Raw genomic sequence first — 21,000 nt, forward strand, 5'->3', positions numbered from 1 at the left:
GATCGCATGAAACGACCCGATCGGTTATTTCCCGATCGGGTCGTTTTGCGTTTATGCCCGGTGAAGAAGGTGCGAAGGGGCGCGAGAACGGGCGATGCGCGCGTCCGCTTGCGGATTGCGTCAGGCCGGCAGCGCCACGCGCGGCGTCGCTGCGTCGTCCCGCTGCTGTGCCGCCGCGCCAAGCGCGTCGCGCAACGCGGCGAGCGCCGCCGACGCATAACCCCGCCGCCAGGCGAGCAGCGTGTCGATCCCTTCGAGTTCGGGAACCGCATGCACCGTGACGTTGCCGGTCTCGGGCTGCAGATCGAGCACCGACCGCGGTGCGACCGCCACCCCCGCGCCGGCCGCGACGCACGCGACGATCGCGTGGTATGAGCCGAGTTCGAGCACGCGCGCGGGCTGCGTCCCGTGCGTCGCATACCATTGCTCGACGTACTTGCGATACGCGCAGCCGCGCTCGAACGCGATCAGCGTCGGCAGGATCACGTCGCGCGGCGTGCGCACGGGCGGGTGGCCGCGCGGCGTCAGCAGCACCAGATCCTCGCGGAACACGGGCACCGTCTCGAACGTGTCGGGCAGCGCGTGCGGCGCGGGCGGGCGCGCGAACAGCGCCGCGTCGATCTCGAAATCGCGCACCTTCGCGATCAGCCAGCCCGTCGTGCCCGTCACGAGTTCGAGCGACACGTCGGGCCACGCATGGTGATAGCGCGCGAGCAAGGTCGGCAGACGGCTCGCTGCCGTGCTCTCCATCGTGCCGAGCCGCAGCCGCCCGCGCGGCGTGTCCTCGCGCACCGCGTCGCGCGCCTCGTCGGCGAGCGCGAGCAGGCGCTCCGCATACGGAAGCAGCGTATGCCCGGCGGGTGTCAGCACGAGCCGGCGGCCGTCGCGCACGAACAGCGCGGCGCCGAGTTCCTCTTCGAGCTGCTTGATGCGCGTCGTCACGTTCGACTGCACGCGATTGAGCTTCGCCGCCGCGCGCGTCACGCCGTTCTCGCGCACGACGGCCCGGAAGATCGCCAGCGCCGCCAGATCCATGATTCTCTCCGTGCGATGGATAGATTCTGAATTATTCATTTTTAGAGAACGGTTGGTCAAGCTACGATGAAGGCATTCCGATTTCCGTTCCTGCCCGCGCGTCGCGCGCCGGCTCGCGGTGCCGCCATGTCCCGTTCCGATTCTCCGTCCGCTGTCCACGCGCTTCCTTCATACGATACCAACCGTCGCGCCCGCACGGCCGCGCTCGCCTGCATGATCGGGCTCGCGGTCGCGCTCGGCGTCGGCCGCTTCGCGTTCACGCCGCTGCTGCCGCTGATGCTCGCCGACGGTTCGATCGGCCTGAAGGCCGGAAGCTGGCTCGCGTCGGCGAACTACGCGGGCTACTTCGTCGGCGCGGTCAGTTGCGCCGCGCTGCGCGTCGCGCCCGCGCGGATGGTCCGCTTCGGACTCGCGGCGACCGTGCTCCTCGCTGCCGCGATGGGCGTCGGCCATCTGCTGCCCCTGTGGCTCGCGGTGCGCTTCGCCGCCGGCGTCGTCAGCGCGTGGACATTCGTGTTCGTGTCGCAATGGGGGTTGCGTCGGCTTGTGGAACTCCATGCGTCGGAATGGAGCGGGGTGATCTACACGGGGCCCGGCGTCGGCATCGTGCTGACGGGGCTGATCGGCAGCGCGCTGGCTGGCCATCGCGCGGCGCCGGGCTGGTTGGGCTTCGCGGCGCTGTCGGCCGTACTGTCGGTCGTGATCTGGCGAACGTTCGCCGTGACGTCGCCCGCGGGCGAGCTTTCGTCCGGCGCCGCGCCGCATGCGGCGGCCATTGCGGCGCCGACGTCCGTGCGCGGCCAACGCGCGGACGCCGCGTGGCTCGTCGTGCTGTACGGGATGCCGGGCTTCGGCTACATCATCACCGCGACGTTCCTGCCCGTGATCGCGCGCGCGGTGCTGCCGGCCGGTTCGCCGTGGCCCGACCTGTTCTGGCCGATGTTCGGCGCGGCGCTGATCGTCGGCGCGCTGTCGGCCGCGCGGCTGCCCGGGCACTGGGATAACCGGCTGCTGCTCGCGCTCGGCTGCGCGACGCAGGCGCTCGGCATCGCGGTTGGCATCGTGTGGCCGAACGCGGCCGGATTCTCGGTCGGCAGCGCGCTGCTCGGCCTGCCGTTCACCGCGATCACGCTGTTCGCGATGCGCGAGGCGCGGCGCCTGCATGGCGAGCGCGCGGCGGGGCTCATGGGCTACGCGACAGCGTCGTACGGAATCGGGCAGATCGCCGGGCCACTCGTGGCGGCGCCGCTGGTCGCGCGGTACGGATCGTTCACGCCCGCGCTGTGGCTCGCGGCCGCGGCGCTGCTGGCAGGCGCTGCGGGGTTTGCGGCGATCGCGGTTGACGGCGCGTACCGGCGCGCGCGAACCTGACGGTCGACGCCGGCGGATCGCGTGCCGCGTCGACGGGCGGTGCGCAGTCGCTGCCGGAATGGTGCGGGCCTCGATGGCCGATGCCGATCTCGAGCAGGACAATTCAATAGGATTACTGCATTTCATTCGACATGACTTGGTACGCGACGCAATTTGACCGAAAGTTGCCGCGTAAATTTCGTACCTGATCTACATACATCCGGAATGTCTGTCTGTAGCATCCGCCGGACCAATTGATCGCCGGAGCGTGTCCGGTGGTTCGACCTCGGATGCAGTGGCGTATGTGGGTAGATCAAGTTCAAACAAGAATCGTCGTCCGTTACCGTGCCGACATCGGCGGTTTCCTTGTCGCCGATCCTCGCGTGGCCGGCTCACGGGCCGTGGCCGTCGAAGCCGGCGGCGTTCAACGTGCAGTCAGAGGGGTCGGCCGTGCGCTGTGCCTGTCGCTGTTGTGGGGCGCGGGCGCCGCGAGCCTGCCCGGGCAGGCGCACGCACAGGTGCCGAACGCAGGGACGTCGATGCGCGACGTCGAAACATCCCGCCCGAACCTCCCGCCGGAAGCCACGCCCGATCTCGAGATCGTCCCGTCCGACAGCGCCGCACAGCCGCCACCCGAAACCGGGCCGCGCATCTTCGTTCGCGCGTTCGAGATCGGCGGCAACACCGTGTTCGACGGCGAAACGCTGCAGGCGCGCGTCGCCGATCTGGCCGGCGACACGCTCGGGTTCGCCGACCTGCAGCGCGCGGCCGAGCGGATCACTGCCTACTATCGCGAGCGCGGCTACGTGCTTGCGCGCGCCTTTCTGCCCAAGCAGGCCATCGAAGACGGTGTCGTGCGCATCGAAGTCGCCGAAGGGCGCTACGGCCGCATCGAGCTCCAGAACCATTCCCGCGTGTTCGACGCCGCGCTGCGGCAGCCGCTCGCCGCGTTGCGTCCGGGCGACGTCGTGCATGGCTCCAGTCTCGAGCGCAGCCTGCTGCTGCTCGACGATCTGGCGGGCGTCGGCGCGCGCGGCACGCTGCGCCCCGGCGAAGCGCCCGGCACCACCGATCTCGTCGTCGAGGCCGACCGCGGGGCGCCCGCGTCAGGGTCGCTCGAATTCGACAACTTCGGGGTGGTATCGACGGGGCGCTACCGCGTCGGCGGCAGCGTCGACGTCAATGCGCCGCTGCGGCTCGGCGATCGCCTGAGCTTGCGCGGGCTCGTCAGCGACGAACGGCAACGCTATTACCGCGCCGCCTATCAGGTGCCGGTCGGGCCTGCGTCCACGCGGGTCGGCGTTGCGTATTCATCGCTGCATTACCGGCTCGCCGGGGGTTTTTCCGATCTCGAGATGCGCGGGCGCGCCAGCGTGCAGACCGTATACGTCGCGCAGCCGATCGTGCGCGCGCGCAATCTCGGCCTCACCGCGCAGGTTCAATACGAAAACAAGAACCTGAGCGACGAATACGGCACGTTCTCGCTCCGCAACGACAAGAACGTCGGCCTGTGGACCTTCGGGCTCAGCGGCAACAGCCAGGACGGCTGGATGGGCGGCGGCCGCAACGGTTTCTCGGTGATGTTCGGCGTGGGACGGTTGCGCAGCAGCGATGCGTTCGAATCGAATCCGATAACGAAGACGATCGGCACCTTCAAGAAACTCAACCTGAACGCGCAGCGGATTCAGGCATTGGGCGGCCGGTTCCAGTTGTATGCGCAGATCAGCGCACAGCTCGCGTCGTGCAATCTCGACTCGTCCGAGAAGTTCAGCCTTGGCGGCCCGTATGGCGTGCGCGCGTATGCGCTTGGCGAAGGCAGCGGCGATCAGGGCTGGCAGGCCAGCGCGGAACTGCGTTATCTCGCCGCGCCGGGATGGCAGGTCAGCATGTTCGTCGATGCCGGGGGCGTGCAGATCAACCGGCGTCCGTGGACGAGCGAACGGAATACGCAACACATGCAGGCGGCGGGTTTCGGCGCGACCTGGTTCGGCACGAACCGTCAGGTCTCGCTGACGGCCGCATTGCCGCTCGGCAGGGGAAGCGATTCGCCGACCCGAGCGCCGAGCATATGGGTTCAGGCTGCTCAGTATTTCTGAGCGAGCGTGATCGGCTGCTCGTTTTAACACGAGCATTCAAAAATTATATGAAGAGGATTCCAAAATGAACAAGGTTTATTCGCTGGTATGGAATGAAGCGCAGGGCGGTTGGTGCGCGGTGAGCGAAACCGCGCGTCGTCGCGGCAAGTCGGGCAGCGGCAAGCGCCTGCTGGCGGCGGGGGTGTCGGTGCTGGGTCTGGCGGCAACGAGCGCATACGCGCTGCCGACGGGCGGCGAGATCGCAGCGGGGAAGGCGGACATCGCGACGTCGGTGGACGGCAAGACGATGTCGATCAACCAGCATACGGACAAGCTGATCACGAACTGGCGGGACTTCAGCGTGGGCGGCGGCGAGCGGGTGTCGTTCCAGCAGCCGACGCAGCAGTCGATCGCGCTGAACCGGGTGATCGGCACGAACGGCAGCCAGATCCACGGTCAGATTGACGCGAACGGGAAAGTGTTCGTGGTGAACCCGAACGGCGTGGTGTTCGGTGCGGGCGCGCAGGTGAACGTGGGCGGTCTGGTGGCGTCGACGAAGGACGTGTCTGACAAGGATTTCCTGGCGGGCAACTACCGGTTCGCGGGCGCATCGGGCCAGTCGGTGGAGAACGCAGGAACGATCACGGCGGCGGAAGGCGGCAGCGTGGCGCTGCTGGGCGCACGCGTGTCGAACACGGGTGTGATCCGCGCGGAGATGGGGCGTATCGCGCTGGGTGCGGGTAACGCGTTCAACGTGAACTTCGACGGCAGCGGTCTGCTGAACCTGCAGGTGGAAGGCGGGGCGGTGGATGCGCAGGCGCACAACGGCGGCTTGCTGAAGGCGGACGGCGGCGAGGTGCTGATGACGGCGCGCGCGGTGAACGGTCTGCTGAGCGCGGTGGTGAACAACAGCGGGACGATCGAGGCGCAGGGGCTGAACACCCGCGACGGGAAGATCACGCTGGACGGCGGGCTGGTGCAGGTCGCCGGCAAGCTGAACGCGGCGGGCGGCACGGTGACGACGCGCGGCGAGCGGGTGCAGGTGTCGAGCGACGCGCAGGTCGACACGCGTGACGCATCGGGTCGTACGGGCACGTGGACGATCGAGTCGGCGAACGCGAACGTCGACAACGCGGAAGGCGCGCTGAACGCGGCAACGCTGTCGCGCACGCTGGGCACGACGAACGTGGCGCTGACCAACACGTCGAGCGACGTGACGGTGGACGGCGCGGTGAGCTGGGCGAGCGATCACGCGCTGACACTGACGTCGCAACAGGGTGACGTGGCGCTGAAGCAGTCGGTGACGGCGAGCGGCGCGAAGGCGGGCGTGGCGGTGAACGCGGCGGGCAAGATCCGCGTGGACGACAAGCTGGCGCTGACGGGCGAGCAGGCACGACTGGAGCTGAACTCGACGAAAGGCCACCGGTTCACGCAGGACAAGGCGTCGGCGACGCTGTCGGGGCGCAATGCGTCGTTCTCGTCGAACGGCGACGCATATCAGGTGATCCACGACGTGGCCGGCCTGCGCAACGTGGACCGCGACCTGAAGGGCCGCTACGTGCTGGGCAACGCGGTCGACGGCAAGGGCGCGTCGTTCCGGAGCATCGGCGCGAACGGCTCGTTCGACGGCGTGTTCGACGGCCTCGGCAACACGGTTTCCCGGCTGAAAGTCTCCGGCACCAGCCGGTCGGTCGGCCTGTTTGCTGAAAACCACGGCCGCATCGCCAATCTCGCGCTCGATTCGCTTGCCGTGGGCAGCACGTCGAACGCCCGTAATGCGGTGGTGGGTGGGCTGGCCGGCTATAACCGCGGGACGATCTCGGACGTGCGCGCGACGGGTATGACGGTTTCGTCCGCCACCAAGAGCGATAGCCTGGCCGGCGGCCTCGTCGGCGTCAACGCCGGCGGCGTCGTCGACGGCGCGCGCTTCCAGGGCCGTATCGCCGGCAACGACAAGGCGATGTCGATCGGCGGGATTGCCGGCCAGAACGTCGCCGGCGCGCGGATCGCGAACAGTCGCGCCGACGCCGAGATCACGAGCAAGGGGGCGTCGTCGACGCCGGTGTACACGTTGGGCGGCCTCGTCGGCATGAACTGGGAGTCGTCCGTCTCGAATTCGTCGAGCAGCGGCAGGCTTTCGGCGGGCGACAACGTGATCGCGGGTGGTCTGGTCGGCTTCGCGGCCGGCGGCGCCATCGACCGCTCGACATCGTCGATGACCGTGTCGGCCGGTAAAGACGGCTATATCGGTGGCGCGATCGGCTGGAACGCCAGTTTGAATCTGTCGAACGTGTCGGCGAGCGGCAACGTCAGCACCACGTCCGGGGCGACGGTCGGCGGCCTGGTTGGCCGCAACGGCGGCACCATTCGCGATGCATCGGCGAGCGGCAACGTCAGTGCAACGACCGGGGCGACGGTCGGCGGCCTGGTCGGCAGCAACGTCAGCACCATTCGCGATGCATCGGCGAACGGCAACGTCTCCGCCGCGGCCGGCAGCACGATCGGCGGGTTCGTCGGCAGCAACGATGGCGGCGAGATCAGCGGATCGTACGCGTCCGGCAGCGTGAGCGGAAACGGCGCGGCCGTGGTGGGCGGCTTCGCTGGAAAAAACGCCGGCGGCGTCCTCGCGGACGTGTCGGCGAAGGGGCGAGTGACCGATGCCGCGAGCAACCTCGTCGGCGGCCTCGTCGGCAAGAACGACGGCGCGATCCGCCTGGGTGTCGCGGAAGGCGACGTGAGCGCGGGCAACGCGAGCACCGTTGGCGGGCTTGTGGCCGTGAACGACGGGACGATCGAAGGTTCGCGCTCGAGCGGCGTCGTGCGCGGCGGCCTGGACAACAAGATCGGCGGGCTCGTCGGCGAGAACAGCGGCACGATTGCGTCGTCGAGCTCGACGTCGAACGTTTCCGCAGGGCGTGACAGCTACGTCGGTGGCCTGGTCGGCTACAACAAAGGCCGGGAGGGTGTCGTGAGCGGCTCGAAGGCGTTCGGCAATGTGGCGGTCGTCAGCGGGCGAGCCATCGGCGGGTTTGTCGGGTGGAACGACGCGCTGATCGCCGATTCGGAATCGTCGGGCACGGTGTCGAGCACCGGCACGATCGGCGGCGGCTTCGTGGGCGGGAACGGCGGCACGATTCGTTCGTCGCGCACGAGCTCGAAGTTCGATTCCCCGGCGCAGGCACGGCCGTCGGTTTACGGCGGTTTTTCCGGGATTAATGCGGGAATCGTCGAGTTGAGCCAGACGACGGGCGCTGCATCGGGTGATCGGTTCACCGGCATGAACATCGGCCTGATCGACGGCAAGCGGTAATTCGTGTCGGTGCGGGGTGTGGCACTGAGCACGGCGCCGGCGGCAATCGCGCCGTCGGGTGTCATTCCCCGCCGTTACGTGATTTTTAGTTCATATAGGTATGCGAATCGACCGGAAATGACAGGTTGACCCAAACGCGAACCCGCTCGGCGCGGCGCACGGGCGACGGTTTTTCTGTCGAGCGTAAAGGTTCAGGCTCGCTCAGTATTTCTGAGCGAGCGTGATCGGCTGCTCGTTTTTACACGAGCATTCAAAAATCATATGAAGAGGATTCCAAAATGAACAAGGCTTATTCGCTGGTATGGAATGAAGCGCAGGGCGGTTGGTGCGCGGTGAGCGAAACCGCGCGTCGTCGCGGCAAGTCGGGTGGCAAGCGCCTGCTGGCGGCGGGGGTGTCGCTGCTGGGTCTGGCGGCAACGAGCGCGTACGCGCTGCCGACGGGCGGAGAGATCGCAGCGGGGAAGGCGGACATCGCGACGTCGGTGGACGGCAAGACGATGTCGATCAACCAGCATACGGACAAGCTGATCACGAACTGGCAGGACTTCAGCGTGGGTGGCGGCGAGCGGGTGTCGTTCCAGCAGCCGACGCACCAGTCGATCGCGCTGAACCGGGTGATCGGCACGAACGGCAGCCAGATCCTCGGTCAGATCGACGCGAACGGGAAGGTGTTCGTGGTGAACCCGAACGGCGTGGTGTTCGGTGCGGGCGCGCAGGTGAACGTGGGCGGTCTGGTGGCGTCGACGAAGGACGTGTCTGACAAGGATTTCCTGGCGGGCAACTACCGGTTCGCGGGCGCATCGGGGCAGTCGGTGGAGAACGCAGGAACGATCACGGCGGCGGACGGCGGCAGCGTGGCACTGCTGGGCGCACGGGTGTCGAACTCGGGCGTGATTAGCGCGAAGCTGGGCCGTGTGGCGCTGGGCGCGGGTAACGCGTTCAACGTGAACTTCGATGGCAGCGGCCTGCTGAACCTGCAGGTGGAAAGCGGGGCGGTGGACGCGCAGGCGCACAACGGCGGCTTGCTGAAGGCCGACGGCGGCGAGGTGCTGATGACGGCGCGTGCGGCAAACGGTCTGCTGAACGCGGTGGTGAACAACAGCGGGACGATCGAGGCGCAGGGGCTGAACACCCGTGACGGGAAGATCGTGCTGGACGGCGGTCTGGTGCAGGTCGCTGGCAAGCTGAACGCGGCGGGCGGCACGGTGACGACGCGCGGTGAACAGGTTCGTGTATCGGCTGACGCGCAGGTCGACACGCGCAGCGCCTCGGGCGGTACGGGCACGTGGACGATCGAATCGGCGAACGCGAACGTCGACAATGCGGACGGCGCGCTGAACGCGGCAACGCTGTCGCGCACGCTGGGCACGACGAACGTGGCGCTGACCAACACGTCGGGCGACCTGACGGTGGATGGCGCGGTGAACTGGACGAGCGACCACGCGCTGACGCTGACGTCGCAACAGGGCGACGTGGCGCTGAAGCAGTCGGTGACGGCAAGCGGCGCGAAGGCGGGCGTGGTGGCGAACGCGGCGGGCGAGATCCGCGTGGACGACAAGCTGGCGCTGACGGGCGAGCAGGCACGACTGGAGCTGAACTCGGCGAAGGGCCACCGGTTCACGCGTGACCAGGCGTCGGCGACGCTGTCGGGCCGCAACGCGTCGTTCTCGTCGAACGGCGAAGCGTATCAGGTGATCCCCGACGTGGCCGGCCTGCGCAACGTGGACCGCGACCTGAAGGGCCGCTACGTGCTGGGCAACGCGGTCGACGGCAAGGGCGCGTCGTTCCAGAGCATCGGCGCAAACGGCTCGTTCGACGGCGTGTTCGACGGCCTCGGCAACACGGTTTCGCGGCTGAATGTCTCCGGCAGCAGCCCGTCGGTCGGCCTGTTTGCTGAAAACCGCGGCCGCATCGCCAACCTCGCGCTCGACTCGATCGCGGTGAGCGGCGCGAGCACGACGATCAGGAACAGCATGGCGATCGGCGGCCTGGCGGGAACCAACCGCGGTGGGACGATTTCGGACGTTCGCGCAACGAAGATGAGCGTTTCGTCGTCCGGCAGCGGCTATAGCGTCGCAGGTGGTCTCGTCGGCGAGAACAACGCAGGCGTGATCGATGGCGCGCGCTTTCAGGGTTCGGTTACCGCCAACGATAAAACGACGGACGTCGGCGGTCTCGTCGGGAGAAATATGAGTTCGCGGATCGCGAATAGCCGGGCCGATGTCGAGATCAAAAACGTGCGGTCACCGTCATCGGGCCTGGTGAATCTCGTGGGCGGCCTCGTCGGCAGGAGTTGGGATTCGACCATAGTGGATTCGTCGAGCGCCGGCCGGATTTCCGCCGGCAACTACGTGTATGCGGGCGGCCTTGTCGGTCATGCGATCGGCGGCGCAATCGACCGCTCGAGCTCGTCGGTCGCCGTGTCGGCCGGTCAAGCCAGCATGGTCGGCGGGGCGGTCGGCTCGAATGTCTACACCACGCTGTCGAACGTATCGGCGAGCGGCAACGTCAGCGCCACGTACGGGGCCGACGTCGGTGGTCTGGTCGGCCGCAGCGATTACGCAACGATCCGCGATTCGTCGGCGAGCGGCAGTGTCGGCGCGATGGCGGGCAGTACGGTCGGCGGCTTCATCGGCGCGAATGTCAACGGCACGATCAGCCGGTCGCACGCAACCGGCGACGTGAGCGGCAACGGCACGGCGGCGATCGGCGGTTTCGCGGGCGCGAATACCGGCAGCAGCATGCTTGCGGACGTGTCGGCGAAGGGGCGCGTGGCGGACGCTGCGAGCGGCATCGTCGGCGGCCTGGTCGGCAAGAACGCCGCCGCGATTCTTCAGGGTAAGGCGCAAGGCGATGTGAGCGCAGGCAATGCGAGCAGCGTCGGCGGACTCGTGGCCGTGAATGAAGGGGCGATCGAACATGCCACGTCGAGCGGCGCCGTGCGCGGCGGCCAGAGCGTCATGATCGGCGGGCTGGTCGGCACGAATCGCGGCACGGTTGCGTCGTCGAGTTCGACGTCGAACGTGGTCTCGGGGCGTGGCAGCTATGCCGGCGGCCTGATTGGCGAAAACCGTGGCAAGGAGGCCGTCGTGAGGGATTCGACGGCGCGCGGCAACGTGACGGCTACCGGTGGGCTGTACGCCGGCGGGTTTGTCGGGGCGAACGACGGATTGATTGCCGATTCGGAATCGTCGGGAACGGTCTACGCGTCGTATGCGTACGCCGGCGGCTTCGCGGGCCAGAATTACGGCACGATTCGTGCGTCGCGTACGAGTTCGAAGATCGATTACCCGGCGCAGGCACGGCCGGCGCTTCTTGGCGGTTTCGCTGCAGTCAATGCGGGCAACATCGAGTCGAGCCATACGACGGGCGCCGCATCGGTTGAACGGTTCGTCGATCTCAACATCGGCATGATCGACGGCAAGCGGTAATTCGTGTCGGCGCGGAGTGCGGCGCCGCGACGGCACGGGGTGGTAATCGCGCCGCCCCGTGCCGTCGCCAGCCCATTCCGCTCTCTGAGGGCGGCAGTCGAGTCGCCGCCGGCTTTCCGGTGTTGCGCCCGAGCAGTGCCGACATGCACGGCGTGAGCCGTGTCGACATCCGTGACGCAAGCTGCGTCGCTTCATGGCGCCCTCCATTTTCAAATTCATGTAGGTATACGAATCGATATGGCATGACGAGCCGATCCATGCGCGAGCCCGTTCGGCGGGGCGCATGGTCGACGGCTTGCCTGTCGATCCGATGGATTCAGGTCGCCCGGCCTCGCCGTGGCGGCGTGATCGGAGGCCCATCGAAAATGGGCCGGTTGAAACGTAGATTTAAGAGGATTCCAAATGAATAGAGCCTATTCGCTGGTATGGAATGAAGCGCAGGGCGGTTGGTGCGCGGTGAGCGAAACTGCACGTCGTCGCGGCAAGTCGGGCAGCGGCAAGCGCCTGCTGGCGGCGGGGGTGTCGCTGCTGGGTCTGGCGGCAACGAGCGCGTACGCGCTGCCGACGGGCGGTGAGATTGCCTCGGGGAATGCGGACATCGCGACGTCGGTGGACGGCAAGACGATGTCGATCAACCAGCATACGGACAAGCTGATCACGAACTGGCGGGACTTCAGCGTGGGCGGCGGCGAGCGGGTGTCGTTCCAGCAGCCGACGCAGCAGTCGATCGCGCTGAACCGGGTGATCGGCACGAACGGCAGCCAGATCCACGGCCAGATCGACGCGAACGGGAAGGTGTTCGTGGTGAACCCGAACGGCGTGGTGTTCGGGGCGGGTGCGCAGGTGAACGTGGGCGGTCTGGTGGCGTCGACGAAGGACGTGTCGGACAGGGATTTCCTGGCGGGCAACTACCGGTTCGCGGGTGCATCGGGCCAGTCGGTGGAGAACGCGGGGACGATCACGGCGGCGGAAGGCGGCAGCGTGGCGCTGCTGGGCGCACGGGTGTCGAACTCGGGCGTGATTAGCGCGAAGCTGGGCCGCGTGGCGCTGGGTGCGGGTAATGCGTTCAACGTGAACTTCGACGGCAACGGTCTGCTGAACCTGCAGGTGGAAGGCGGTGCGGTGGATGCGCAGGCGCACAACGGCGGCTTGCTGAAGGCGGACGGCGGCGAGGTGCTGATGACGGCGCGCGCGGCGAACGGTCTGTTGAACGCGGTGGTGAACAACAGCGGGACGACCGAGGCGCAGGGGCTGAACACCCGCGACGGGAAGATCGTGCTGGACGGCGGGCTGGTGCAGGTTGCTGGCAAGCTGAACGCGGCGGGCGGCACGGTGACGACGCGCGGTGAACAGGTTCGTGTATCGGCTGACGCGCAGGTCGACACGCGCAGCGCCTCGGGCGGTACGGGCACGTGGACGATCGAATCGGCGAACGCGAGCGTCGACAATGCGGACGGCACGATCGGCGCACGGACGCTGTCGCAGGCGCTGGGCACGACGAACGTGGCGCTGACCAACACATCGGGCGACCTGACGGTGGATGGCGCGGTGAACTGGACGGGCGACCACGCGCTGACGCTGACGTCGCAACAGGGCGACGTGGCGCTGAAGCAGTCGGTGACGGCGAGCGGCGCGATGGCGGGCGTGGCGGTGAACGCGGCAGGCGAGATCAGCGTGGACGACAAGCTGGCGTTGACGGGCGAGCAGGCACGACTGGAGCTGAACTCGACGAAAGGCCACCGGTTCACGCAGGACAAGGCGTCGGCGACGCTGTCGGGGCGCAATGCGTCGTTCTCGTCGAACGGCGACGCATATCAGGTGATCCACGACGTGGCCGGCCTGCGCAACGTGGACCGCGACCTGAAGGGCCGCTACGTGCTGGGCAACGCGGTCGACGGCAAGGGCGCGTCGTTCCGGAGCATCGGCGCGAACGGCTCGTTCGACGGCGTGTTAGACGGTCTCGGCAACACCATCGGCGATCTGTCGATCTCCAATCAGGGCGGCCATGCCGTCGGCCTCTTCGCGTTCAACTCGGGCCGCATTGCCAACCTCGGCCTGGACAAGGTGACGACGCGCGCTGTCGTGCCGTACGGCTGGTCGCCCGTCAGCGTCGGCACGCTGGCCGGCTACAACATGGGCACCGTCTCGGACGTGAAGGCGACGAACGTCGCCGTGAGCGGCGAGGGGCGCACGATCGTCGGCGGGCTCGTCGGCAGCAACTTCGGCGGATCGATCGAGCGCGCATCCGTCGCGGGGCGTGTGGACGACGGCAGGGATGCGCTGCACGTCGGCGGCCTGGCCGGCGAGAACATCTCGTTCATGTCGCCGGGCGGCGACGACGCGATGATCCGCGGCAGCCGTGCCGACGTGCAGGTCGTCAGTTCCTCGACCGGCAGCGCAGGCGGGCTGGTCGGTGACAACCGCGGCGTCGTCGATGCGTCGACGGTCACGGGCAGCGTCACGGCGCTCGGCACCGGCGCCCGCGTCGGTGGCCTGGTCGGCGCCAACAGCGGCGGCGTGGTCAAGGCATCGACGGCCGTCGCGGATGTGCGGGCCGCGCGCAACGCGTCCGTGGGCGGTCTCGTCGGCCACAATGCCGGGCAGGTGGACATGTCCGGGTTCAATGGCATCGTGGCGGCGGGCGACAGCGCTCGCGTGGGCGGCCTGGTCGGTGAAAACCGCGGCGTCGTCAATGCGTCGACTGCCGCCGGCAAGGTGATGGCCGGTGCGTCGAACGTCGGCGGCCTCGTCGGCGCCAACTTCGCGAGCGTCCACGCATCGACGTCCAGCGTCGACGTTGAAGCGGGTACTGCCGGCGTGGCCGGCGGGCTGGTCGGGCACAACGCCGGCAAGGTCGAAGCGTCGAGCGCGAACGGTTACGTCGTGGCGGGCACGAACGGCATCGCGGGCGGGCTCGCCGGCCGCAATGCGGCGACCGGCGAAGTGCTCGCCTCGTCGGCGGACGGCGACGTCTTCGTGCGCGACTACGCGACGGCGGGCGGCCTCGTCGGCGTGAACGACGGCACGATCCGCGCGTCGTCGTCGCGCGGCGCCGTGGCGGCAGGCATGCGCGGGCAGGCCGGCGGGCTCGTCGGCGTCAATGCGGGCACCGTGCAGGCGTCCGGCGCGAAGAGTTCGGTGGCGGGTGACATCTCAAGCACCGTCGGCGGCCTCGTGGCGGCCAACAGCGGCGTTGTCGACGGATCGTCGGCGTCGGGCGAAGTCTGGACCGCGTTCGACAGCATCGCCGGCGGGCTCGTCGGCCGCAACACGGGTTCGGTGCTCAAGTCCGACGCGAAGGGCGCGGTCACCGTGGCGGGCGCGGGCAAGGCCGGCGGCCTGATCGGCTTCAACGCCGGCCGCGTGTCCGCGTCGAGCGCATCCGGGGACGTCGAGGCCGGCCCGTACGGCTATGTCGGCGGCCTGATCGGCGACAACTACATGGGCGCGTCGGTCGAGAAGTCCAGCGCGACCGGTTCGGCGACCGGCAGCCACAACAGCTATGTCGGCGGCCTGCTCGGCTTCAACAGCGGGATGGCTGCATCGTCATCGTCGGCGGGTACGGTTTACGGAGGCTACTACGCTCGGCTCGGCGGCCTGGCCGGCGGGAATTTCGGCGTGATCGACGGCTCGACGACGAACACCCGCGTGGCGCTGGTGCCGGGGTACGCTCAGCAGGGCGGTGCGCTCGTGGGCCTGAACTTCGGCAACGTGACGGGCAGCAGCGCGACCGGCAATGCCCCGGGGATGCCGCTTGCCGGCGTCAACTACGGCATCATCCGCGACTGACCGGCGCCGTCCGGGCCGGCCGCGGTCTGAGCGACCCGCCGGCAATCGGGACGCCGGCGGCGGCCTGAGCGGGACGGCAGGCCGTCGCATTCCGGCAGGACGCGACACGTCGGGAACGTGCGCCTGCATGTGCGCCGACGCGCCGACCGGCCGGAGCGAACGCGCGCGAATCGTATCGCACGCGCCGTTCCGGCCGGTTCGTCCTGTTGTCGCGGAAAGCCTCGCTGCGGCGCAAACTCGCTAGAATCGAGACTTTCCCGCACCGAGCGCGAACGGGGCCGCCGATGCCTGCTGCCCCGTTCGCCATGTCTCCATCGATGACCACCGCCGACTACCGCTTTTGCCCGCGCTGCGCGAGCCCGCTGACCGAGCGCGCCGATCCCGAACACGAAGGCGGCCGCGTTCGCCAGGCCTGCCCCGACGACACCTGCGGCTACGTGCACTGGAACAACCCGTTGCCCGTCGTTGCCGCGATCGTCGAGCTCGACGGCAAGATCCTGCTCGCGCGCAATGCGGCGTGGCCCGAAGGGATGTTCGCGTTGATCACCGGCTTCCTCGAGAACGGCGAGACGCCCGAGGACGGCATCGCGCGTGAGGTGTTCGAGGAAACCGCACTGAAGGCCGAGCACGTGTCGCTCGTCGGCGTCTACGAATTCATCCGCAAGAACGAGCTGATCATCGCGTACCACGTGCGCGCGTCAGGCACGGTCGCGCTGTCGCCGGAACTGCTCGAATACAAGCTCGTCGATCCGCCGCTGCTGCGCCCGTGGCGCGCCGGCACCGGTGTTGCGCTCGCCGACTGGATGCGCGCGCGCGGCCTCGATTTCCAGTTCGTCGACCGGCCGGGGCAGTGACGGCCCGGGCCGCCTGCTCGGCCGCATGCGCCGTGCCGCAGGCGATCGCGATGCGGCGGCCGCCCGCCGCCCGCCGTTTCGCCACGCCGCACGGTTGCCGCACCTTCCTTTCATCGACCTGACCGCCATCTCGACCGCCATGTCCGACAAGCCGCAGCCGCGTTCCCGCGACGCCTACCGCCACTTCCTGCCGATTACGACCCGCTGGATGGACAACGACGTCTACGGGCACGTGAACAACGTCGTCTACTACAGCTACTTCGACACGGTCGTGAACGAATACCTGATCCGCGCCGGCGTGCTCGACATCGAGCACGCGCAGACGATCGGGCTCGTCGTCGAGACGCAGTGCAACTACTTCGCGCCGCTCGTGTTCCCGCAGGCGGTCGATGCGGGGCTGCGCGTCGCGAAGCTCGGCACGTCGAGCGTGCGCTACGAGATCGGGCTGTTCGCGCAAGGCGACGCGGCGCCGGCCGCGCAGGGCCATTTCGTGCACGTCTACGTCGATCGCGACACGCGCAGGCCCGTGCCGCTGCCCGATGCGCTGCGCGCGGCGCTCGACCCGCTCGCCGCCTGACGGCACGCGCGGTGCAGGCGTTCGCGATCCAGGTCTTCAACGGCCTCAGCTACGGCTTGCTGCTGTTCATGCTGTCGGCGGGCCTCACGCTGATCTTCAGCGTGCAGGGCGTGCTCAACTTCGCGCACGCGAGCTTCTACATGCTCGGCGCATACGTCGGCTACAGCATCGCCGCCCGCGCGGGCTTCTGGCCGGCGCTCGCGCTCGCGCCGCTCGCGGTCGGGCTGACGGGCGCCGGCTGCGAGCGCTGGCTGCTGCGCCGCGTGCAGGCGCGCGGCCATACGAGCGAGCTGCTGCTGACGTTCGGTCTCGCGTACCTGATCGGCGAGGGCGCGAAGCTCGTCTGGGGCCTCGCGCCGCTGCCCGCGCCGGTGCCGCCGCTGTTCGACGGCGCGCCGGTCACGGTGCTCGGCGTCGAGCTGCCGCGCTACCGGCTGTTCATGATGGCGATGTCGGCGGCGATGCTGGTCGCGCTCGCGGCCCTGCTGCGCGCGTCGCGCGTCGGGCTCGTCGTGCGCGCGGCGCTCACGCATCGTGCGGCCGTCGAGACGCTCGGCTACGACGTGCCGCGCCTGATGACGGGCCTGTTCGGCGCCGGCACCGCGCTCGCGGCGCTGGCCGGCGTGATCGGCGCGCCGCTCGCGGTGATCGAGCCCGCGCTGGCCGAGACGGTCGGCTCGATCGTGTTCGCGGTCGTCGTGATCGGCGGGCTCGGCTCGCTCGGCGGCGCGTTCATCGCGTCGCTCGGGGTCGGCTTCGCGCAGACCTTCGCGGCCGCGAGCGACGCGTCGCTGCGCGACGTCGCGCAGCGGGCGGGCGTCGCGCTGCCCGACAGCGTCGCCGCGGTGGCGGTCGCGCAACTCGCGCCGCTCGTTCCGTACCTGCTGCTCGTCGCGGTGCTGGTCGTGCGCCCGCGCGGGCTGTTCGGCGAACGTGCCGATGCGTAGCCGCGCACATCCGGAGGTGCTGCGCTGGGCGCTGTTCGCCGGCTGTCTCGTGCTGCCCGCGTGGCTGTGGCCGCACGGCGCGGTGCTCGGCTATCTCGCGCAGACGGCCGCGCTCGTCGTGCTCGCGCTGTCGTACAACCTGCAGCTCGGCACGACGGGCCTGCTGTCGTTCGGCCACGCGGCGTTCGCGGGCCTTGGCGCGTTCGCGGCCGCGCACTGGTTCAACCGCTTCGGCGGCCCGCTGCCGCTGTTGCCGCTCGTTGGCGGCGCGGCGGGCGCGGCCTTCGGCCTGCTGTTCGGCGTGCTCGCGACGCGCCGCGCGGGCACCGCGTTCGCGATGATCACGCTCGGCCTCGGGGAGTGCGTCGCGGCGGCCGCGTGGAGCGTGCCCGCATGGTTCGGCGGCCTCGGCGGCGTGCCGATCGACCGCGCGAGCGGCCCTTCGCTCGGCGGCTGGCAGTTCGGCGCGCCGGCGCACGCGTATGCGCTGATCGCCGTGTGGTGCATCGGGTCGGCGCTCGCGATGCGCGCGCTGACGCGCACGCCGCTCGCCCGCCTCGCGAATGCGGTGCGCGACAACCCGGCACGGGTCGCCGCGCTCGGCACCGACCCGCGTCGCGTGCGGCTCGCGATGGTCGCGTGCGCGTCGTTCTTCGCGGGCGTCGCCGGCACGCTGACGCTGATCGACATCGAGCTCGCGACGCCCGACAGCGTTGCGATGTCCCGTTCGGCGACCGTGCTGATTGCCGCGGTGATCGGCGGCACGGGCTCGTTCTTCGGGCCGGCGGCCGGCGCGGCCGCGCTGACGGGGCTGAGCGTCGCGGTCGCTGGCGTGTCGCGCGCGTGGGCGCTGTATCTGGGGCTGCTGTTCGTCGTCGTCGTGGTTGCCGCGCCGCACGGGCTCGCGGGCATCGCGGCGGGGCTGGCGCACGCGCTGCGCCGCGGCGCGCCGGCGCTCGAGCGCTGGCGCATGCTGTGCGGCGTCGCCGCGTGCGCGTTCTGGAGCGTCGCAATCGTCTGCGCGGCCGAACTCGGCTATGCGTGGCGCTTTGCGCAGGACGACGGCACGGACCTCGCATTCGGCGCGTGGCGCATCGACGCCGATACGCCGATCGGCTGGGCCGTCGCGTGCTCGGCGGCCGGCATCGGCACGCTGCTGTGGGGCTGGCGCGCGCGGCTCGCGCACGATGCGCAAGAGGACGGGCGATGAACGGCAACGCGATCGCGCTTCACGGCGTCGTGCAGCGTTTCGGCGCGCAGACCGTGCTCGACGGCGTCGAGCTGAGCGTCTCGGCCGGCGAGCGCCATGCGCTGATCGGGCCGAACGGCGCGGGCAAGTCGACGCTGTTCGGCGTGATCGCGGGCGCGACGCGGCCGACGCGCGGGCGCGTCGTGCTGCACGGCGTGGAGCTGCGCGGACGCGGGCCCGTCGCCGCGAGTCGCCTCGGCGTCGGCCGTAGCTTCCAGCAGACCAGCGTGTTCGCTCGCCTCACCGTATTCGACAACCTGCGCTGCGCGGCGCTGCATGCGCCGGCCGAGCGACGGCGCTGGTGGAACCGGCTGCGCGAATCGGCGTCGGTCGATGCCGCGGCCGCGCGCGTGTTGCGCGAGATCGGCCTCGACGCGTGGCGCGACAAGCCGGCCGGCGAGCTGAGCTATGCGGAGCAGCGCGCGCTCGACCTCGGGATCGCGCTCGCGAGCGGCGCGCGCACGCTGCTGCTCGACGAGCCGACGGCCGGCATGAACCGCGAGCAGGCGGCGCGGATGATCGACCTGATCCGCGCAACCACGCAAGGCCGCACGGTGCTGATGATCGAGCACGACATGGACACGGTGTTCGGCTTCGCGGAGCGGATCACGGTGCTGGTGCGCGGCGCGGTGATCGCGACCGGCGCGCCCGATGCGATCCGCGCCGACGCCGCCGTGCGAGCCGCGTATCTCGGCGAAGGGTTCGCATGAGCGCGCTGCTCGAGATCCGCGGCCTGCGCGCGGGGTACGGGATGCAGCCCGTGCTCGACGGCGTCGATCTCGCGCTCGCGCCGGGCGAGACGCTCGCGCTGCTCGGCCGCAACGGCTCGGGGCGCTCGACGCTCGCGAAGGCCGTGACGGGGCTGGTGCGCACGGCCGGCTCGGTGCGCATTGCCGGGGTCGAATGCGCGGGCGCGCGCCCCTTCGAGATCGCGCGGCGCGGCGTGGCGTACGTCGCCGAGAGCCGCGACGTGTTTCCGTTGCTCACCGTGCGCGACAACCTGCGGCTCGGCCTGCGCGGCGCCAGTGGCGCGGCCGAACGTGCGGCGCTCGAACGGCTGCTGGAACGCTTTCCGCTGCTGGCCGCGCGCGCGGACGTGAAGGCCGGGCGGCTGTCGGGCGGCGAGCAGCAGGTGCTTGCGCTCGTGCGCGCGCTCGCCGGCAAGCCGCGCGTGCTGATCGTCGACGAGCCCGCGGAAGGGCTCGCGCCGCTCGCGGTCGACGAGGTCGGCGCGTGTCTTGCCGGGCTGCAGGCCGACGGCGTCGCGATCGTGCTGATCGAGCAGCGGCTGCAGCTCGCGCCGCGCTTGACGCGGCGCGCGGCGGTGATGGGGCGGGGCAGGATCGTCTACGACGGGACGCTCGACGGCCTGGGCGGCGCGGTCGCGCAGGCGTGGCTGAGCGCCGGGTGATGACCGGGGCCGGCGCCCCGAGGTTGCCCGCTTCCGCCGCGTCGAAACCGGGGACGGGCTGCGCGTCGCGATTGTTCGGCTGCTCCCGCCACTCAATTCGTCTCGTGCCGCTTTATCGACGCCGCCCAAGCGTCTAGATTTCCTCAATCGCCGGCCGCTCGCTTCACGACGACGGCTGGTCCGACCCTGGTGTGATTCTGGACTGAGGAAAGCAATCATGAGCAAGCTTGCGGGCAAGGTAGCGATCGTAACGGGCGGTTCCAAGGGCATCGGCGCCGGGATTGCCAAGGCGCTGGCCGCCGAGGGCGCGTCGGTCGTCGTCAACTATGCGAGCAGCAAGGCGGGCGCGGATGCGGTCGTCGGTGCGATCACCGCCGCCGGCGGCCGCGCGGTTGCCGTCGGCGGCGACGTGTCGAAGGCGGACGACGTGCAACGCATCGTCGACACGGCCATCGAGACGTACGGCCGCCTCGACGTACTCGTCAACAATTCCGGCATCTACGAGTTCGCGCCGATCGAGGAGATCACGGAAGCCCATTTCCGCAGGCACTTCGATACGAACGTGCTCGGCGTGCTGCTCACGACGCAGGCGGCCGTGAAGCACCTCGGCGAGGGCGCGAGCATCATCAACATCAGCTCGGTGGTGACGAGCATCACGCCGCCGGCGACCGCCGTCTACAGCGGCACGAAAGGCGCGGTCGACGCGATCACGGGCGTGCTCGCACGCGAGCTCGGCCCGAGGAAGATTCGCGTCAATGCGATCAACCCGGGCGTGGTGGTCACCGAGGGCACGCACAGCGCGGGCGTCATCGGTTCCGACTTCGAAACGGGGGCGCTCAGCCAGACGCCGCTGGGCCGTCTCGGGCAGCCGGACGACATCGCCGCGATCGCGGTGTTCCTCGCGTCGGACGAGGCGCGCTGGCTGACGGGCGAGCGCATCGTCGCGAGCGGCGGCATGCGCTGAGCCAAGGG

The 21,000-nt window shown here is 69.5% G+C and carries 13 protein-coding genes; 12 read left to right on the plus strand and 1 reads right to left on the minus strand.

The window, feature by feature from the left end; translation table 11 throughout:
* Nucleotides 1–120: 120 nt before the first annotated feature.
* Nucleotides 121–1,035, minus strand: coding sequence for a LysR substrate-binding domain-containing protein (locus ACFIMZ_RS07505; RefSeq protein WP_431822073.1), 915 nt, complete (start codon nucleotides 1,033–1,035; stop codon nucleotides 121–123).
* Between the two features lie 126 nt (nucleotides 1,036–1,161).
* Here ACFIMZ_RS07505 and ACFIMZ_RS07510 point away from each other — a divergent pair, with 126 nt between their 5' ends.
* The 12 genes from ACFIMZ_RS07510 (at nucleotide 1,162) to ACFIMZ_RS07565 (ending at nucleotide 20,992) form a co-directional block, all read left to right on the plus strand.
* Nucleotides 1,162–2,406, plus strand: coding sequence for a YbfB/YjiJ family MFS transporter (locus ACFIMZ_RS07510; RefSeq protein WP_431822074.1), 1,245 nt, complete (start codon nucleotides 1,162–1,164; stop codon nucleotides 2,404–2,406).
* Between the two features lie 362 nt (nucleotides 2,407–2,768).
* Nucleotides 2,769–4,481: a ShlB/FhaC/HecB family hemolysin secretion/activation protein gene (locus tag ACFIMZ_RS07515; protein WP_431822075.1), complete on the plus strand. Its 1,713-nt coding sequence runs from the start codon at nucleotides 2,769–2,771 to the stop codon at nucleotides 4,479–4,481.
* A gap of 64 nt (nucleotides 4,482–4,545) precedes the next feature.
* Entirely contained in the window at nucleotides 4,546–7,770 is a 3,225-nt protein-coding gene (locus ACFIMZ_RS07520) for a GLUG motif-containing protein (RefSeq protein WP_431822076.1), read from the plus strand.
* 278 nt (nucleotides 7,771–8,048) lie between these two features.
* Nucleotides 8,049–11,201, plus strand: a complete 3,153-nt coding sequence (locus ACFIMZ_RS07525; RefSeq protein WP_431822077.1) for a GLUG motif-containing protein — start codon at nucleotides 8,049–8,051, stop codon at nucleotides 11,199–11,201.
* 402 nt (nucleotides 11,202–11,603) lie between these two features.
* A complete protein-coding gene (locus ACFIMZ_RS07530) occupies nucleotides 11,604–14,990 on the plus strand; it encodes a filamentous hemagglutinin N-terminal domain-containing protein (protein ID WP_431822078.1) in 3,387 nt (1,128 codons plus the stop codon).
* Between the two features lie 317 nt (nucleotides 14,991–15,307).
* On the plus strand, nucleotides 15,308–15,844 hold the full coding sequence (locus ACFIMZ_RS07535) for an NUDIX domain-containing protein (RefSeq protein ID WP_431822079.1): 537 nt from the start codon (nucleotides 15,308–15,310) through the stop codon (nucleotides 15,842–15,844).
* 139 nt (nucleotides 15,845–15,983) lie between these two features.
* Nucleotides 15,984–16,421, plus strand: coding sequence for an acyl-CoA thioesterase (locus tag ACFIMZ_RS07540; protein ID WP_431822446.1), 438 nt, complete (start codon nucleotides 15,984–15,986; stop codon nucleotides 16,419–16,421).
* An 11-nt stretch (nucleotides 16,422–16,432) separates the two neighbouring features.
* A complete protein-coding gene (locus ACFIMZ_RS07545) occupies nucleotides 16,433–17,368 on the plus strand; it encodes a branched-chain amino acid ABC transporter permease (protein WP_431822080.1) in 936 nt (311 codons plus the stop codon).
* A complete protein-coding gene (locus tag ACFIMZ_RS07550) occupies nucleotides 17,361–18,578 on the plus strand; it encodes a branched-chain amino acid ABC transporter permease (RefSeq protein WP_431822081.1) in 1,218 nt (405 codons plus the stop codon). The genes ACFIMZ_RS07545 and ACFIMZ_RS07550 overlap by 8 nt, the downstream gene beginning before the upstream one ends.
* Nucleotides 18,575–19,327 carry an ABC transporter ATP-binding protein gene (locus ACFIMZ_RS07555; protein ID WP_431822082.1) on the plus strand — a complete coding sequence of 251 codons (753 nt, stop codon included), beginning with the start codon at nucleotides 18,575–18,577 and terminating at the stop codon, nucleotides 19,325–19,327. The genes ACFIMZ_RS07550 and ACFIMZ_RS07555 overlap by 4 nt, the downstream gene beginning before the upstream one ends.
* On the plus strand, nucleotides 19,324–20,028 hold the full coding sequence (locus ACFIMZ_RS07560; RefSeq protein WP_431822083.1) for an ABC transporter ATP-binding protein: 705 nt from the start codon (nucleotides 19,324–19,326) through the stop codon (nucleotides 20,026–20,028). Before ACFIMZ_RS07555 ends, ACFIMZ_RS07560 begins: the two co-directional genes overlap by 4 nt.
* 217 nt (nucleotides 20,029–20,245) lie before the next feature.
* Entirely contained in the window at nucleotides 20,246–20,992 is a 747-nt protein-coding gene (locus tag ACFIMZ_RS07565) for a glucose 1-dehydrogenase (RefSeq protein ID WP_431822084.1), read from the plus strand.
* Nucleotides 20,993–21,000 lie beyond the last annotated feature (8 nt).

It is taken from the genome of Burkholderia sp. F1, from assembly GCF_050813845.1.
GTDB classification, from domain to species: domain Bacteria; phylum Pseudomonadota; class Gammaproteobacteria; order Burkholderiales; family Burkholderiaceae; genus Burkholderia; species Burkholderia ubonensis.